General features: G+C 66.7%; 16 protein-coding genes. 8 read left to right on the top strand and 8 right to left on the bottom strand.

Translation table 11 applies throughout. The features are described 5' to 3' along the window. Positions 1-3: 3 nt before the first annotated feature. Genes AC5Y7V_RS24765 through AC5Y7V_RS24775 form a run of 3 tightly spaced genes read right to left on the bottom strand, consistent with a single transcriptional unit; the run spans position 4 to position 3,100 of the window. Complete coding sequence (locus tag AC5Y7V_RS24765) at positions 4-855, bottom strand: enoyl-CoA hydratase/isomerase family protein (protein ID WP_499882681.1); 852 nt, start codon at positions 853-855, stop codon at positions 4-6. After that, a complete protein-coding gene (locus tag AC5Y7V_RS24770; protein ID WP_499882682.1) occupies positions 852-1,085 on the bottom strand; it encodes a lipoyl domain-containing protein in 234 nt (77 codons plus the stop codon). The genes AC5Y7V_RS24765 and AC5Y7V_RS24770 overlap by 4 nt, the downstream gene beginning before the upstream one ends. Then, complete coding sequence (locus AC5Y7V_RS24775) at positions 1,082-3,100, bottom strand: alpha-ketoacid dehydrogenase subunit alpha/beta (protein WP_499882683.1); 2,019 nt, start codon at positions 3,098-3,100, stop codon at positions 1,082-1,084. Before AC5Y7V_RS24775 ends, AC5Y7V_RS24770 begins: the two co-directional genes overlap by 4 nt. 116 nt (positions 3,101-3,216) lie before the next feature. Here AC5Y7V_RS24775 and lipL point away from each other — a divergent pair, with 116 nt between their 5' ends. Continuing rightward, complete coding sequence (gene lipL / locus AC5Y7V_RS24780; protein WP_499882684.1) at positions 3,217-4,491, top strand: esterase/beta-lactamase LipL; 1,275 nt, start codon at positions 3,217-3,219, stop codon at positions 4,489-4,491. Between the two features lie 58 nt (positions 4,492-4,549). Beyond that, positions 4,550-4,993: a nuclear transport factor 2 family protein gene (locus AC5Y7V_RS24785; RefSeq protein WP_499882685.1), complete on the top strand. Its 444-nt coding sequence runs from the start codon at positions 4,550-4,552 to the stop codon at positions 4,991-4,993. Here AC5Y7V_RS24785 and AC5Y7V_RS24790 read toward each other — a convergent pair. The 5 genes from AC5Y7V_RS24790 to AC5Y7V_RS24810 are packed head-to-tail and all read right to left on the bottom strand — an operon-like array spanning position 4,990 to position 9,509. Then, positions 4,990-5,388, bottom strand: a complete 399-nt coding sequence (locus AC5Y7V_RS24790) for a nuclear transport factor 2 family protein (protein WP_499882686.1) — start codon at positions 5,386-5,388, stop codon at positions 4,990-4,992. The genes AC5Y7V_RS24785 and AC5Y7V_RS24790 overlap by 4 nt on opposite strands. Continuing rightward, positions 5,385-5,780 carry a Zn-ribbon domain-containing OB-fold protein gene (locus AC5Y7V_RS24795; protein ID WP_499882687.1) on the bottom strand — a complete coding sequence of 132 codons (396 nt, stop codon included), beginning with the start codon at positions 5,778-5,780 and terminating at the stop codon, positions 5,385-5,387. Before AC5Y7V_RS24795 ends, AC5Y7V_RS24790 begins: the two co-directional genes overlap by 4 nt. Continuing rightward, a complete protein-coding gene (locus AC5Y7V_RS24800; protein ID WP_499882688.1) occupies positions 5,777-6,943 on the bottom strand; it encodes an acetyl-CoA acetyltransferase in 1,167 nt (388 codons plus the stop codon). Before AC5Y7V_RS24800 ends, AC5Y7V_RS24795 begins: the two co-directional genes overlap by 4 nt. Then, on the bottom strand, positions 6,940-8,439 hold the full coding sequence (locus tag AC5Y7V_RS24805) for a class I adenylate-forming enzyme family protein (protein ID WP_499882689.1): 1,500 nt from the start codon (positions 8,437-8,439) through the stop codon (positions 6,940-6,942). Before AC5Y7V_RS24805 ends, AC5Y7V_RS24800 begins: the two co-directional genes overlap by 4 nt. After that, entirely contained in the window at positions 8,436-9,509 is a 1,074-nt protein-coding gene (locus AC5Y7V_RS24810) for an LLM class flavin-dependent oxidoreductase (protein ID WP_499882690.1), read from the bottom strand. The genes AC5Y7V_RS24805 and AC5Y7V_RS24810 overlap by 4 nt, the downstream gene beginning before the upstream one ends. A gap of 103 nt (positions 9,510-9,612) precedes the next feature. Here AC5Y7V_RS24810 and AC5Y7V_RS24815 point away from each other — a divergent pair, with 103 nt between their 5' ends. The 6 genes from AC5Y7V_RS24815 (at position 9,613) to AC5Y7V_RS24840 (ending at position 14,955) form a co-directional block, all read left to right on the top strand. After that, entirely contained in the window at positions 9,613-10,440 is an 828-nt protein-coding gene (locus AC5Y7V_RS24815) for a MaoC/PaaZ C-terminal domain-containing protein (RefSeq protein WP_499882691.1), read from the top strand. Positions 10,441-10,442: 2 nt separating this feature from the next. Next, positions 10,443-11,081 (top strand): TetR/AcrR family transcriptional regulator, encoded by a 639-nt coding sequence (locus tag AC5Y7V_RS24820; protein WP_499882692.1) that lies wholly within the window; start codon positions 10,443-10,445, stop codon positions 11,079-11,081. Then, a complete protein-coding gene (locus tag AC5Y7V_RS24825; RefSeq protein WP_499882693.1) occupies positions 11,071-11,820 on the top strand; it encodes an SDR family NAD(P)-dependent oxidoreductase in 750 nt (249 codons plus the stop codon). The genes AC5Y7V_RS24820 and AC5Y7V_RS24825 overlap by 11 nt, the downstream gene beginning before the upstream one ends. A 70-nt stretch (positions 11,821-11,890) precedes the next feature. Next, positions 11,891-12,658 (top strand): enoyl-CoA hydratase-related protein, encoded by a 768-nt coding sequence (locus AC5Y7V_RS24830; protein WP_499882694.1) that lies wholly within the window; start codon positions 11,891-11,893, stop codon positions 12,656-12,658. Between the two features lie 18 nt (positions 12,659-12,676). After that, positions 12,677-14,317, top strand: a complete 1,641-nt coding sequence (locus AC5Y7V_RS24835) for a class I adenylate-forming enzyme family protein (RefSeq protein WP_499882695.1) — start codon at positions 12,677-12,679, stop codon at positions 14,315-14,317. After that, entirely contained in the window at positions 14,314-14,955 is a 642-nt protein-coding gene (locus tag AC5Y7V_RS24840; protein ID WP_499882696.1) for a nuclear transport factor 2 family protein, read from the top strand. Before AC5Y7V_RS24835 ends, AC5Y7V_RS24840 begins: the two co-directional genes overlap by 4 nt. The last annotated feature ends 8 nt before the right edge of the window (positions 14,956-14,963 follow it).

A 14,963-nucleotide genomic window follows, 5' to 3' on the forward strand; every position in this document is an offset into this window, starting at 1 on the left:
CGGTCAGCCGTCCTCTTGCGGCGCCAGCCACGCCGATCGTCTGGTTTGGACGAACGCGTCGCGATCATGGTTGACGGCCCAATCTGGAGATCGCTTCTGCAGGAACGCCGTGAAGGCCTCGATCTGTTCGGCGGTTCCTATTGAGGACCAGTAGCCCGTCACGTCGACGGGCGGTAACGCGCGCGCCATTTCGCGTTTGACGGCAGCGCGCGCGGCCGGGCCCGTCTTCCGGACCCTTTCAAGCAACGCATCGACCTCCGACCGCAGGGCGTCGTGCGCAACGACCTTGCCGGCCAGCCCGAGACGCTCGGCCTCAACTGCGTCGATCCAATCATTGCCGTAGATCAGGTGATTGGCGCGCAGGGTACCCAGCCGCTGCGGCAGGCGGGCGGCGACGAACGCCTCATATACGCCGCGGGTAAGGTCCGGGACGCGAAACCGGGCGCGATCGGAGGCGACGACCAGATCGGCGAACAACGTCATCACCAACCCGCCACCCATGGCAATGCCGTTGACCGCGCAGACGACGAGTTTCGGTATCTTGCCCAGCGTTTCGAACGGTGTTCCGTCGTAGGACTCGGTGAACGCGTCCCACCTGCGGTCGGGATTCTGCACCGCGTTCATGTCGCCGCCCGCGCAGAACACGTCGCCCGTCCCGGTGATCACCAGGAAGTTCAGGTCCGGTTCGTCGGCGACGATCATCGCTGCCCGTTTGATCCCGTGGTAGCCGTCCGCGGTGACGGCGTTCTTCTTCTCCGGTCGGTTGATGGTGACGGTCAGGGTGTCGCCGTCGATCCTGCCTTCGAGCTCTGGGGCGCAGAGGTCGACGTCGACGGAATCCGGTAGCGCGTTCACCGTGCCTCGATCACTGCGACCAGTTCGCCGACGTCATAGGTCGTCCCGGCGCTGATCTTCCATGTAACGATGCCACTGGCCGGTGCTTCGATGTCCATCTCGACTTTGTCGGTGGCGATCTGGTACAGGGGATCCCCCACGGAGACGTGCGCACCGTCCGCTACGTAGAGGTCGGTGACCTCGGCCTCGGTGATTGCGTCGCCCGGTTTCGGCATCCGCACCTCCGTCACGCGATCCTCCTGACCGCTTCGACAAGCCGCGCGGCGTCCGGACGGCAGGCGGCTTCCAATGTCGCCGCCCGGGGAACGGGCGTGTACGTTCCCGCTACGCGCTGAATCGGGCTCACCAGCACGCCAAAAAGCTCTGTCCCGACCGCCGCTGCGATTTCGGCACCGGGCCCGCAGAAGCCGACGGACTCGTGGGCCACCACCAGGCGACGGGTCTTGCGTACCGAGTCGAGGACCGTCCCCAGATCCAATGGCACCAGGCTGCGCAGGTCGACCACCTCCACCGAAACATCCTCGGCGGCAAGCTGATCGGCGGCATCGAGCGCGGCGTGCACCAGGCTGCCGTAAGTGCAGATCGTGACGTCGGTGCCGGCGCGTTTGACGTCGGCCTGGCCGAGGGGGATCACATAGTCGGCCGTGGGCACGGGCCCCTTGCCGCCGCCGTAGTAAAGCTTCATCGACTCGATGAACAGGCATGGGTCTTGTTCTGCCAGGCAGGCATTGAGCAGCCCGACCGCGTCGGCGGCGGTGCTCGGCCACACGACCTTGATGCCCGGTGTGTGCATCGCCCAGGCCTCGAACGCTTGGGAGTGTTGCGGGCCGGCTGCCGTGCCCACCATCGCGCGGATGACGAGCGGTGCGCCCTGTCGGCCGCCGGACATGTAGCGGATCTTCGCGGCGTGATTGGCGATCTGGTCCATCGCCACGCCCAGGAAGTCCACGAACATGAGCTCCGCCACGGGACGGAGCCCGCCCAGGGCAGCACCCACGGCGGCGCCGATGATCGAGGACTCGGCAATCGGAGTGTCGCGCACCCGGTGGGCGCCGTACTTGGTGGACAACCCCGCGGTGATCTTGAACATGCCGCCCGACGGGTCGGCGATGTCCTCGCCCAGGAGCACGACCGAATCGTCGGCCGCCATCGCGCGGTCCAGAGTGCGGTGAATCGCCTGCACGAGGCCGAGGGTCTCCGTTTCGCCGTCGGGAATCGCGGCACGTTCTGTGACCGGTGCCGCGATCTCGACGCCGTGCGAGGCGAACACGTCGCGGGTCAGTTCGTCGGCGTCGGGGAACTCGGCGTCGCGCGCGGCGGTGAAGGCTGCGTCGATCTCGGCAACGAGATCCGCGTCGAGGCGATCAAGGTCGGCCTCATCGGCCAGACCCGCGTCGATGAGCCGCTGCCGATACCGGGCGAAGGGCGGGTCGGCGCGCTTGGCTGCCAGTTCGTCCGGGTCGGCGTACGGCATCTGGTCGCCGAAGTAGTGCCCCTGCAGGCGGTAGGCGACCGCTTCGACGAACGACGGGCCGGCTCCGGAACGTGCGCGCTCGGCGGCCTCGGCCACGGCTTGGTACACCGCTTGCGGGTCCGTGCCGTCGACCGTGACGCCAGGCATCGCGTACCCGGCGGCACGGTCGGACAGCCGCGTCGATCGGGTATACCCCGCCACCGGCGTGCATTCGGCCCACGCGTTGTTCTGGCAGAAGAACACCACCGGAAGCGCCCACAGCGCCGCCATGTTCATGGCTTCGTGGACGTAGCCGATGCTGGTCGCCCCGTCGCCGAAGCTCACCAGCACCACGCGGTCACTGCCCTTGATGGCCTCCGCCAATGCGATCCCGTTCGCGATCAGCGGGCCCGCACCGACGATGCCGGTGGTCCACGCGATGCCGTGGTCGGGGTCGTAAATGCCCATGGCGCCGGCCTTGCCCTTCGACAGGCCGGTGCCGCGGCCCAAGATCTCGGCGAAATACCCAGGCAGGTCGATGCCCTTGGCCACCACGTCGCCAAGTCCGCGATACGTGGTGACCAATTGGTCGGTGCTTGACAGGGCGAGCGCGGCCCCGGCCGACATCGCCTCCTGGCCGTCCACCGGCCAGTAGCTCATCGCGATTTCACCGGAAGACAGGCCCTTTCGGACGCGCTGGTCGCTGTGGTGCACCTTGCTCATGAGTCGGTACAACTCGACGGCACGGTCGCTGCTCAGGGCCCGGGTTCCGGTGTCTACTTGCGTGGCCATCACCACTCCTTCGCGATGTGCACTCCGCCGACGAGCATACAATACAATATGACGATATCTGTTCAGTCGTTCGATGGGGGCGACTCAAGCGTCAGTTGAGGAGAACGTCGACCGCTATGCCCGAGCGACCAGCCCTGCGGGCCGGTGATGGTCTGCCCACCCACGTGAACGGTGCCGCCGACCCTCGATTTGCCTGCGCAGTGAAAACCTTCGCCACGCTGTTTCCCGGCCCACGGTATGGCGGTGGGGCGCTGTCCGTGTATGTCGATGGGGAACCCGTCGTCGACGTGTGGACCGGCTGGTCCGATCGCGAGGGACGGGTGCCCTGGTCGGCGGACACCGGCGCGATGGTCTTCTCCGCGGGCAAGGGCGTGGCGTCGACGGTCCTGCACCGGCTCGCCGACCGTGGGTTGCTGTCCTACGACGACCCCATCGCGCACTACTGGCCCGAGTTCGGCGCCAACGGTAAGGCCGGCATCGCCGTGCGTGACATGATGCGTCACACGACGGGCCTGTCCCGGCTCGGCACAATCACCACCGAGCAGTTGCTCGATCACCGCTACATGGAAGAGCGACTGGCCGCGGCGCCGGTCGACCGCCTCGCCGGCCGGGCGGCGTATCACGCGTTTACGTTCGGATGGTTGGTATCCGGATTGGCCCGCGCGATCACCGGCAAAGGCATGCGGGAGCTGTTCCGCACGGAGATCGCGGGACCACTGGACACCGACGGTATTCACCTGGGGCGGCCGCCGGCCGACGGGCCCACGAAGGCCGCGCAAACGATGTTCCCGCAACGCTTCTCGGGCGGCCCGGTGCTCGGCCGGCTGATCTCGCTGATGGCCAGACTGCCGCTTCCGGGTCCGCTCGGCGCGACCTACGTACCCGGTATCACCTCGCTGGTGCAGGGCGACATGGCGCTGCTGGACAGCGAGATTCCCGCGGTGAACGCGGTGGTGAGCGCGCGGGGGCTGGCCAAGATGTACGGAGCGCTCACCAACGGCGGAAGTATCGACGGCCGGCGTTTCCTCTCAGAGGGTTTGGTCGCGTCGCTCACGGGCAGGCGCAGCCTGCGGCCGGACCTCAACGTCTTCTTTCCAATGTCATTTCATCTGGGCTACCACGGATCACCGGTGCCGGGACTGCTGCGGGGCTTTGGGCATGCCGGTCTGGGCGGGACCATCGGCTGGGCCGACCCGATCAGCAAGAGCTCATTCGGCTTCGTACACAACCGGCTGCTGACGCCGATGGTTGCCGACCAGCTCCTCTTCGTGCCGCTGCTGATACCGCTGCAGCGTGCCGTCAACGAGGCGCACGGCAGTGATCTCGTCAGCGTGCCACGCTTCGGTGCACGAATGTCCGACGAGGCGCGCACTGAAACCGCCGGCCGCTGACTCGACAACCCCGGGCGGTATCGTCTACGGGTCTCTATCCGGCCGGCACGGGAAGCAGATGGATATCTCGCGGGCAGTTCCCCATGCGGAGCTCGAAGCGCTGTCCCGCAGGTATGCGGCGGCGGTCGACCGTCGAGACCGCGACGCGCTCCTGGCGGTGTTCGCGCCCAACGCTTCGATGCTCGTCGAAAGGCCCGGACGCGAACCGGGCACGCTGACCGGCCACGAAGAGATCAAGCGAGTCATCGACATCGTTGCGCGCTGGCCGCGCACGGCGCACCTCATCGCCCAGGGCCTGTATGTTGTCGAGGGAGAGTCGGCGGTCGGCGAAATCTACTGCACAGCCAATCACTTTCGCGGAGGCGAGCCGGGCGGCCGCAACCACGTCATGCACATCCGCTACGTGGACGAATATGCGCTCGACGGCGGGGGGCGGTGGCGGATCGTGCACCGCAGGGTCGTCGTCGATGCCACCGAAGACCGACCTGCGTCGATCGGCTAGGGCGCGCGGATCGCATCGAGCTGCGCAGCGAGCAGCATCCGATCGAAATAGCAACGTTCCAAGACCAGATCCGGCCCACGGAACCCGAAGAGGTTGACGCTCAGCATGTCGAGCGGCGTGCCGGGCGCGGTGGTTCGGGTCTCAACGGCAAGCCCGTCCTCCCCGTGGTAGATCGCCGCCGCGGAGTATTGCAGCATCGGCAGATCCTCCCACTGCTGCAGCAGCATGGCGCGTACCGCCTCGTCACCATCGAAAACCATTCCGGTAGGGATGATCTCGTAGCGGGGATGAGTGAACGTGGCCATCGCCGCCTCCAGGTCTCGCGCATTCTCGGCGGCGACGTGCCGCAGCACCAGTTCTTCGCGGAACTTGCGCAGCGCGGTATCGGGACTCACTTCGGTTCGAAGACCGCGAGGTTGCGGCCGTCTTCGAGCGGCACCCACGCCACGGTGACGCGGTCACCGACCGCGGGAGGTGGACCGAACACGTTCGACATCAGGCGAACTCCTTCGTCCAGATCGACCAGGACCACCGAGTAGGGAACCTTGTCGGCCAGTGCCGGGATCGCGGCCCGATGGTGCACGCTGACCGCGTAGACGACCCCGTCACCGCTCAACTTCTCCCACAGCAGCGACGATCCGCCACAGTGCGGGCAGACGAACCTTGGATACCAGACGAGCCGAGTGCAGGATTCGCATCGCTGGACCGTGAGCTCGCGTCGGCGGGTGGCGTCCCAGAAGGGGGCGGGCGCCGGGCTGGGCGCGGGAACCGGGACGGTTTCGCTCATAGCGCGGCCTCGGTTCCCAGAATCACCGTCGATGTCGCCGAGAGCACTCCGCCGGTGCCATGTGCCACAGCCGTTTTCGCGTTTGGGACCTGACGTTCGCCGCACTCGCCACGCAATTGGCGCGTGGCTTCGACGAGCAGGAAGGCCCCGAAGGCCCCGGGGTGGGTGTAGGCGAGGCCGCCGCCGGACGTTTGACCGGGCAGCGTACCGCCGGGGCCCAATGCGCCGTCACCGACGAAGGGTCCGCCTTCGCCTTTGGGGCAGAAGCCCAGGTCTTCGAGCGCCAGCAACACCGTGATGGTAAAAGAGTCGTAGAGCTCGACCACGTCGATGTCGGCAGGCGTCAACCCCGCGGTTCTGAAAGCGGCCGGCCCGGACACCGCCCCCGGGGTGACGGTGAGGTCGGGCATCTGCGAGATCATCGCGTGCGAGGCCGCGGACGCCGCACCCAGGACGAAGGCCGGCGGCTTGGCCAACTCGCGGGCGCGCTCGGCGCTCGTAACCACCAGTGCCGCAGCGCCGTCGGTGACCAGGCAGCACTCCAGCTTGTGCACGGGTTCTGCGATGAAGCCGGAGTCCAGGACGTCCTGGACGGTGATCATCTCGCGCAGGTGAGCCCGCTCGTTCAGCGCCGCCCACCGCCGGGTGTCGACGGCAATCTGCGCCAGCTGTTCGGGCGTCGTCCCGTACGTCGCCATGTGTCGGTTGGCCGCCAGGGCGTAGGCGCTGATGGGTAGCATCACCCCGAACGGCGTCTCCCATTCCAGCCGCTCGGGCGTGGCGAAGACGCCGAGGCCCTTTTCGCCACGCTTGCGGGCGGCGCGCGGCGTCGACGCATAGACGATCACCACCGTCTCCGCCTCGCCGGCCGCGATCGCCGCGGCGGCGTGCTCGACGTACAACCCGTAGCTGGCGCCGCCGGTCTGCGTCGCGTCGGTGAAGCGCGGAACTATCCCCAGGTACTCGGCCATCTCCACCGAATGCATGAGCGTTCCGCCGGTGCAGGTGCACAGCCCGTCTACGTCGCGCAGCGACAACCCCGCATCGGCCAGGGCGGCGGTGATCACGCGCGCCTCGAGCTGGCGCAGTGGGACATCGATCACCCCGCTGGCCGAAACCTCTTCGGCGACACCGACAATCGCGGCCACACTTCGGGTCGTCAACTTGCTGTCCCTTCGAAGAGTTCGCGCAGAGTTGGTTGGCTGACCTTGAGCGACGGCGTGCGGGGCAACTCCTCGACCACGATCACCCGGGCGGGGACGCAGTAACGGCTCACCCGTTCACGCACGTAGGCGAGCAGGTCCTCCGGCGTGGCGTGCGCGCCGTCGGTCAACTCGACCGCCGCGACCGGCACCTGGCCGAGCCGTTCATCGGGCAGGCCGGTCACGCCGGCATCGCGGACAGCCGGATGGCTCCGGAGCACGCCGACGATCTCGGCCGGATTGACCTTGAAACCCCCGCGAATGATGACGTCGTCGATGCGCCCGTCGATGAACACGAAACTGTCGGCATCGACTCGGCCGAGGTCGGTGGTCCGCACCCAGTCCCCGCCCGTCGTGCGAACCTCGATGCGGCCCGGCTCGCCGGGCGGCATCTCCGTGTCGTCCTCGAGGGACATGACGCGGATCTCCCGGCCGCGTTGCGGGCGTCCCACACTTCCGCGCTTGGCGGTCGCCCACTGCCGGTGCAAGGCGAGATTCCAGCCGGCCACGCCGCCGGCGAATTCCGTTGCGCCGTAGGATGGCAGCACCGCGACGCCGTAGCGACACTCGAACTGTGTCTGTAGGTCGACCGGCAGGGGTGCGGTACCCGAGGTCACCACCTCGACGCTCGAAAAGGCCTCCGGATCCACGCCCGCGTCGAGCACCATCGCCATCGCCGCCGGCACCAGGCTCACGGCCTTCGGTCGGTGCCGGAGTAGCAAATCCACAAAGTCCGGAACCCGGAATCGCTCCAGGAGCGCGATCTTTCTTCCCTCGCAGATGTTGAGCAGGGTGCGGAACAGCCCGGACATATGCACCAGGGGAGATGAGACGATGGCGACGCCCGAACGCAGTCTCAGCTCCGAGGCATGCCCGGGCCTAACACTGTAATGTGCGCCCGCCGCTGCGACGGTGTGCTCGAAGGAGCTGTAGGACAGCGGTATTCGCTTGGGGGGACCGGTGGTGCCGCTCGTCAGCATCTCGACGGCGATACCCTCGGCGGGTGGGCGGAACGGACCCGGTCCGGGATGTTCGAGACCGTCCACAGCGGCGACGCCGGCTGGCGCACTCGATACCCTGACGCCCAGCGACCCGGCCGCAGCGTCGACGACGCCCAAGCGCTCCCAGTCCGTCTGTAATGCCACCACTGCGGGCAACCGCAGCTCGCCAATGTCCGCACAGAGCCCGGCGTCGCCCTGTGACGGGTTGATCGTGACCACGCAACCACCGGCCACCAACACGCCGAGCACGGCCCCGACCATTGCGGGATGATTGCGCAGCACCAGGCCGACGGGGGAACCCTGACCCAAACCGGCTGGTCCCAAACAATTTTGAACGCCCGCGGCAACGTCCGACAATTCCTGCCAATCCACCCATCGGCCCTGAAACTCGATCGCGGGCGCTCGCGGATCGAGTGAGAGAACCGCGCGGATGCGCTCGGCGAGTTGCTGGCTCAAGCCGCGGCTGCCGCGAGCTCGGTCGCCGCAGGGATCACCTGTTGGGCGAACAACTTCATCGACTCGTACACTTTTGTGCGGTCCATGGCTCCGCCGCGCGACATGCGCAAAATGATGTTGCGCCAGCCCATGTCGATGACGGTACGCATCTTGCCGACGATCCGGTCCGGGTCGCCCATCAGCGTCAGGTGCGAATTCAGCACCTGCTCATAGCTTTGCTTGTCGTGCTTCTCAAACCAGTCCGAGTAAGCCTTGTAGTCGGCCGGAATTTCCCCGCCCCGCTCGAACGGGCTCGAATACTTGCGATGGGTCTGAATGGACAACTCAACACTCTCGCGCGGATAGCTGCGGGCGAACGCGTCGTCCTGGTGGCAAAAGGCGTTCAGCAGCGCCCACACGTTGCCGGTGGCGGCGTCAAGTCCCTTCTGGGACTGCACCTTCAGATAGATGTCCAGCGCTCCTTGGAGGTCCGGGTCCACCTGGTAGGGATTGCCGATGATCGCCCCGAAGCCCTTCTCTGCCAGCCACTCGAAGCTCGACGGCGTCTTCATCACGGTGCCCCACACGGGGATGGGCTGCTGCACCGGCCGCGGGTAAATGGTGACGTCCTCGAGTTGAAAGTACTTGCCTTGAAAGCTGACGTTCTCTTCGGTCAGAAGGCGACTGACGATCTCCACGCACTCCTGATATCGACCGGTGGCCTCGTCCATCGAGATGCCGAAACCCTTGAACTCATGAGACTGATAGCCGCGCCCGAAGCCGGCGTCGAAGCGCCCGCCGGACAGGACGTCGACCAAGGCGATCCGTTCGGCCAACTGAATCGGCTCGTGGAAGGGCGCCACCATGCACGCGGTGCCGATGCGGATGCGTTCGGTCTGCGCGGCGATGGCGGTCGCCATCTGCGGCAGGTCCGGGAGCATGCCGTAGGGGGAGAAGTGGTGCTCGGCCAGCCAGATCTCGTCGTAACCGAGTTCCTCCGCCCAGCGCGCCTCCTCCAGCACGTTGGCCAGCACCTCCCGCTCGCTGAGGTGGTTGGGCTTGTCGCCGAGGATGAACACGCCGAACTTCATGTCGGTCCCTCCCGCTGTTCGCATCGGTAAAGAGTAGTTGCACTCACTGCGACAATACTGCACGATTGAACATATATCGTCAATCCGTTTAGTAGGAGGTGCCGTGGCTCTGTCCGATTCGGCGGTCGGAACGGCGTTGCCGGCGAGCACCTTCCGCTGGGGCGAGACCGACGTGATCCTGTATGCGTTGGGGGTGGGCGCTCGCCCACCTTTTGACCTGAGGCTGCTCAACGAGGCCTGCGGTCCCGATGTGCTGCCGACGTTCGCATTGGTGGCCAACTGGTGGGCCGTCAAGGACCTGCGCAGTGTGCTCGACCTGGGGACGTACCCGATCGTGCACTCCGCACAGTCGCTGGAACTGCACCGGCCGATCGGCGCCAGCGGGGAAATCTCGGTGCGAGCCGAGGTGTCGGCCGTGTGGGACAAGGGCAAACACGCCGCCGTGGAGTTGACCAGCCGCGGCGCCGACCCGGACGGGATCGTGTTCGTCGCCAGGTCCCAGACCATGGTCCTCGGTGCGGGGGGGTTCGGCGGTGAGCGTGGACCTGCTGCCGATCCGGACCCCGACGGACCGCCGGATGCTGTGTTCGACGACGTCGTCCGGCCCGAGCAGGCCGCCCTTTACCGGCTCTCGGGCGACCGAAACCAGCTGCACATCGACCCGGCGGCGGCCCGCAAGTACGGCTTCGACGACGTCTTCCTGCACGGGCTGTGCACGCTGGGATTCGCCGCGCGGGCGGTGATCGACCGGATCGGCGACGGGAACCCCCGGTCGCTGACATCCTTGGCGTGCCGGTTCTCCAAGCAGGTAAAGCTCGATGCCCCGCTGCGGACGGAGATCTGGCGAACCGAAGATTCGGTGCGTTTCCGGACGCTGCAGGGTGACGTCGTCGCCCTGAGCTCCGGAACCGCCACGCTGGCAGGGGTATGAGCATGGACCAACGACGGGCCCGCGGGTTGCGCAACCGAGAGGCGCTCATCCATGCGGCGATCGAGCTGTTCACCACTCAGGGCTATGAGGGGACCACCGTCGACCAGATTTCGGCGGCGGCCGGGGTCGCGCCGCGCACGTTCTTCCATCACTTCGCCAGCAAGGAAGACATCCTGTTCGACGGCTACGCCGAGCGGCTGCAGGAGGCCATCCGCCGCTTCCGCGCCGCGCGCTCGGACTCCCTGTGGGACGCCCTCGCCGAGACGTCGATGGCCGTGGCGCGGGCGATCGTCGATCAGCCCGAAATGTTCCTGGTCCGAGCGCGGATGTACCACAGCCTGCCGGCGCTGCGCGCGACCATGCTGCGGATCAACGAGAACTGGATCGATCAGCTCACCGCCGAGGTTGCGCGCTGGCTGGGCAGCGACACCCAACAAGACTTGCGGCCTCGGCTGGCCGCCACGCTGATCAACGCCGCCAACCGCGCAGCGATCGATTCGTGGGTCGCCGCCGGTGGTCGGGGTGAGTTGTCGCAACTGATGGCCGAATCCGTGGAGTTGGTGCGGCCCTCGATCGCCGCGATCGAGCGCACCGGCGCCACCTCCGGGCCGGGGCAGGGGGGTGGCAAGCGTGTCGGGTGATTCCCGTCCCCTCGCGGTCGTCACCGGGGGAGCGCGAGGCATCGGTGAATCGATTGTGGCCGCGCTCATGTGCAGCGGGCACCGAGTGGCCGCGATCGATGTGAACGCGAAGGCCATTGCGCGAGCGGAGGATTCGGATGAGGCGAGATCGGGATTGCTCGTCCCGATGAACGTATCGATCACCGACCGTGACGCGGTCGAGGACGCGCTGAGCACCTTGGCTGACCGGTATGGGCCCGTACGGGCGTTGGTCAACAACGCGGGTATGACGCTGCCCGGAACATTTCTCGAGCAAACGGACGAGGACTGGGACCGCATCGTCGACGTCAACCTCAAGGGCACCTTCGTGATGGCGCAGGTCGTCGCCCGGCAGATGGTCGCCCACGGCGGCGGGGTCGTCGTGAACGTCAGCTCGGTGTCCGCCCACGGGGTACGCACCGGCCCGCCGGCCTATGCGGCGGCCAAGGCCGGCGTTGAAGGGTTGAGCCGGTTGATGGCCGTCCAACTCGGTGTCCACGCCATCCGGGTCAACACCGTCGTGGTCGGGACCACCGCGACACCGTGGCTGTTGTCACGCAAGACCGAGGACGAGTTGGCACAGATGCGCCGGACAACGTTGACCGGAAACATCGGAGAACCGGAGGACGTCGCCGGCGTGGTGGCATTTTTGTGTTCATCCGCGGCCAAACACATCACCGGCCAGCTGATTTCGGTGTCGGGTGGGCAGTGGATGCCATGAGGCCGACGCGGAACGACAAGACAGATGCTGATGTAGTGTTTACTGCTACGAATCGATGCCAGGGGATGTCGTGGAGCTGAAAAGAATCCTGTTCGACGTCAGCGAGCAGGTCGCCACCATCACGATCAACCGACCGGAGCGGCTCAACGCCACCGACGACCTGACCCGCACCGAACTCGGCATCGCCTGGGCACGGGTGCGGGAGGACCCGAACATCCGGGTCGCGATAATCACCGGGGCCGGCGACCGCGCATTCTCGGCGGGCCAGGACATCCGGGCGACGGCCGAGGGCGGCATCCGCAACAAGATTCCCGGCTCGCGCCTGCACCACAACGTGTGGAAGCCGGTCATTTGCGCCCTCAACGGAATGGTCGTCGGCGGCGGCCTGCACCAGGTCGCCGACGCCGACCTCATCATCGCCGCCGAGCATGCCGAGCTGATCGACACGCATTTGGCAGTGGGCAACGTGTTCGCGCTCGAGCCCGCGGTGCTGCTGCGCAGAATGCCGCTGTCAATGGTGATGCAGCTGGGTCTCATGACCAAGCAGGGCCGGATCAGCGCGCAGCGGGGCTACGAGATCGGCCTGATCAACGAGGTCGTGCCCGCGGACCGGTTGCAACAGCGGGCGCGCGAAATCGCCTTGGACATCGCGAAACTCTCGCCGGCGACGGTCCAGGCATCGATCAAGGCGATGTGGAGCAGCCTCGATGTCGGGTTGCGGGCGGCCAACGACGTCGCGTATCGCTACGTGCTGCAACACCAGCTGACCCACCCCGACTACCGGGAAGGGATGCTCGCGTTCGCGGAGAAGCGGGAACCGCGGTGGGTAGTGGAATGAGTTATGAAATGACGCGCCATGGCTGAATCCGCACGAACGTTCAGCTACGACCCGCTGCCGTACGCACCCGTCGTCCCGTCGATGCTGGCCGACCTGGTCGCGGCGTACGGAGACAACGACTTCGTCGTCAGCGCGGCCGGCGGGGGAACGATCGAGCGGATCACGTACGCGCAGGCCGATATTAGGTCCGCCGAGATGGCGCGGCGGCTGCTGGCGGCGGGGATCACCAAAGGCGTTCGGGTCGGAATCTTGGCGCCCAACGGACCCGATTTCGCGGTTGCCTTCCTGGCGGCCACGCGGATCGGCGCAGTCGCGGTGCCGATCAACACTTTCTTTCAGCCGCCGGAGTTGAGGTGGCTGCTCCGCGACGCCGATATCCACACCCTGCTGTCGGTCGACTCACTGCTCGGCAAGGACATGCTGGCGCGGGTCACGGAGGCCGCGGGTGATTTTCCGACCTCGGGCGCGCAGCTGGCCCTGGAACGACTACCTCAGTTGCGCAACGTCTTTCCCCTCGGCGATACTGACCGGCCATGGCCAACCACATGGCCGGACCCGGCGCCTGAAGCGTTTCTGCGCGCGTGCGAATCGACCGTCCGCCCTTCGGACGACCTGGTCGTCATCTACACATCGGGAAGCACCTCGGACCCGAAGGGCGTCATCCACACGCACGGCACCGTGATCACACACTCTCGCTTCGTCGCCACGCAGCACGAGTGGAAGCCCGACGACCGGGTCTACATCCCGATGGTGTTCTTCTGGGTTGCCGGGTTGGTCTTCGGTCTGCTCGGACCGATGCAGACCGGCGCCACCATTCTCACCGAGCACAAGTTCGACGCCGGCGACGTGCTGCGCCTGCTCGAAACCGAACAGGCCACCTACGCAACGGGATTCCCCCACGTGGGCCGCGCACTGGCGGATCATCCCGATTTTGCGAACGCCGATCTGTCAAGTCTGCGCGCGGGATACCACCAGGTCCTGCTACCGCCGGAGCTGCGCGCGGTCGACCCGTCGCTGCTGGTCACGCAGTTGGGGATGACCGAAACGTGCAGTTCGCACACCTGGTGGCCACCACACGAACCGGTGCCGGAATCCAAGCGCGGGTCGCTCGGGGTAGCCGCACCCGGCTATCAGCACAAGGTTGTCGACGAGTCGGGCGTGGAGGTGCCCAACGGGACGGTAGGGGAAATCTGCGTGCGGGGAACGGCCATGATGCGCGGCATGGTCGGACGGCAGCACAGCGCCCTGTTCGACGCCGACGGCTGGTATCACACCAAGGATGCCGGATACCTCGACGACGACGGGTTTCTGTATTTCGCCGGGCGCACCGACGACATGATCAAGACCTCGGGCGCCAACGTCGCGCCCGTGGAGGTCGAGTCGGTGATCGGCGGCGTCGACGGCATCCGGATCGCCTATGTCGTCGGTGTTCCCGACCCGGACAAGGGTGCGCTCGTCTGCGCCGTGGTCGTGCTCAATCAAGGGCGGCGCACGTCGCAGGACGAGCTTGCGGCCGTGTGCCGAAAGGAACTGGCCGCATACAAGATTCCCAAGCGGTGGGTGATCCTCTCCGACGCCGATAGGCTGCCGTACACCACCACGAACAAGATCGACAAGCCCCGCCTGGTGCAGTTGCTGACGTCGGGGGAGCTGGCGTGACCGGACTGGAGGAGCGAATCTCCCGCTTGGAGGCCATCGAGGAAATTCGTCAGCTGGCGGCGCGGTACGCGGTGGCGTTGGACATGCGTGACTTCGATTCCCTGGCAAATCTTTTCGTCGATGATGTCGGGTTGCCGGGCAAACGCCGCGGCCGCGACGCGATGCGCCAATGGTACGACGCAGAGGTGCGTCCGACGCTGCTGGGCAGCGCGCACGGTGTCCTCGGTCATGTCATCGACGTCCATGGCGCCGATACCGCGAGCGGACTTGTGTACTCGCGCAACGACTTGGAAACCGAGGCCGCATGGTTCATCGAGATGCTGGCCTATCTGGACCGCTACGAACGGCGCGACGGCCATTGGTATTTCGCCCGCCGCACCCCGCTGTTCTGGTACCGGAGCGACATCACCGACCCGCCGGTCGGTCCGCAGAAGGTGCGTTGGCCCGGCAGCCCCGACCACGACGGCTCGTTTCACGACGCGTTTCCCTCGTGGGAAGAGTTCTGGGCGGCCGATCCCGGACGCTTCGACGCGCCGGTGCCGGCCCCCGCTGCCGTCGGTGAGTGGCTGCGCACTTTGCGCCGGGGCGCCGCGGCGCCGCGGGTCAGCCCGACCGGACGCGGAACCGCGAAGTCTTGAAATGTTGA

Source organism: Mycobacterium sp. NGS34, assembly GCF_059812845.1.

What these genes read in the sequence shown, in the direction of transcription:
- AC5Y7V_RS24775 (WP_499882683.1), bottom strand. Translation starts at nt 3,100, where the DNA reads ATGGCCACGCAAGTAGACACCGGAACCCGGGCCCTGAGCAGCGACCGT.
- lipL (WP_499882684.1), top strand. Translation starts at nt 3,217, where the DNA reads ATGCCCGAGCGACCAGCCCTGCGGGCCGGTGATGGTCTGCCCACCCAC.
- AC5Y7V_RS24785 (WP_499882685.1), top strand. Translation starts at nt 4,550, where the DNA reads ATGGATATCTCGCGGGCAGTTCCCCATGCGGAGCTCGAAGCGCTGTCC.
- AC5Y7V_RS24795 (WP_499882687.1), bottom strand. Translation starts at nt 5,780, where the DNA reads ATGAGCGAAACCGTCCCGGTTCCCGCGCCCAGCCCGGCGCCCGCCCCC.
- AC5Y7V_RS24810 (WP_499882690.1), bottom strand. Translation starts at nt 9,509, where the DNA reads ATGAAGTTCGGCGTGTTCATCCTCGGCGACAAGCCCAACCACCTCAGC.
- AC5Y7V_RS24820 (WP_499882692.1), top strand. Translation starts at nt 10,443, where the DNA reads ATGGACCAACGACGGGCCCGCGGGTTGCGCAACCGAGAGGCGCTCATC.
- AC5Y7V_RS24835 (WP_499882695.1), top strand. Translation starts at nt 12,677, where the DNA reads ATGGCTGAATCCGCACGAACGTTCAGCTACGACCCGCTGCCGTACGCA.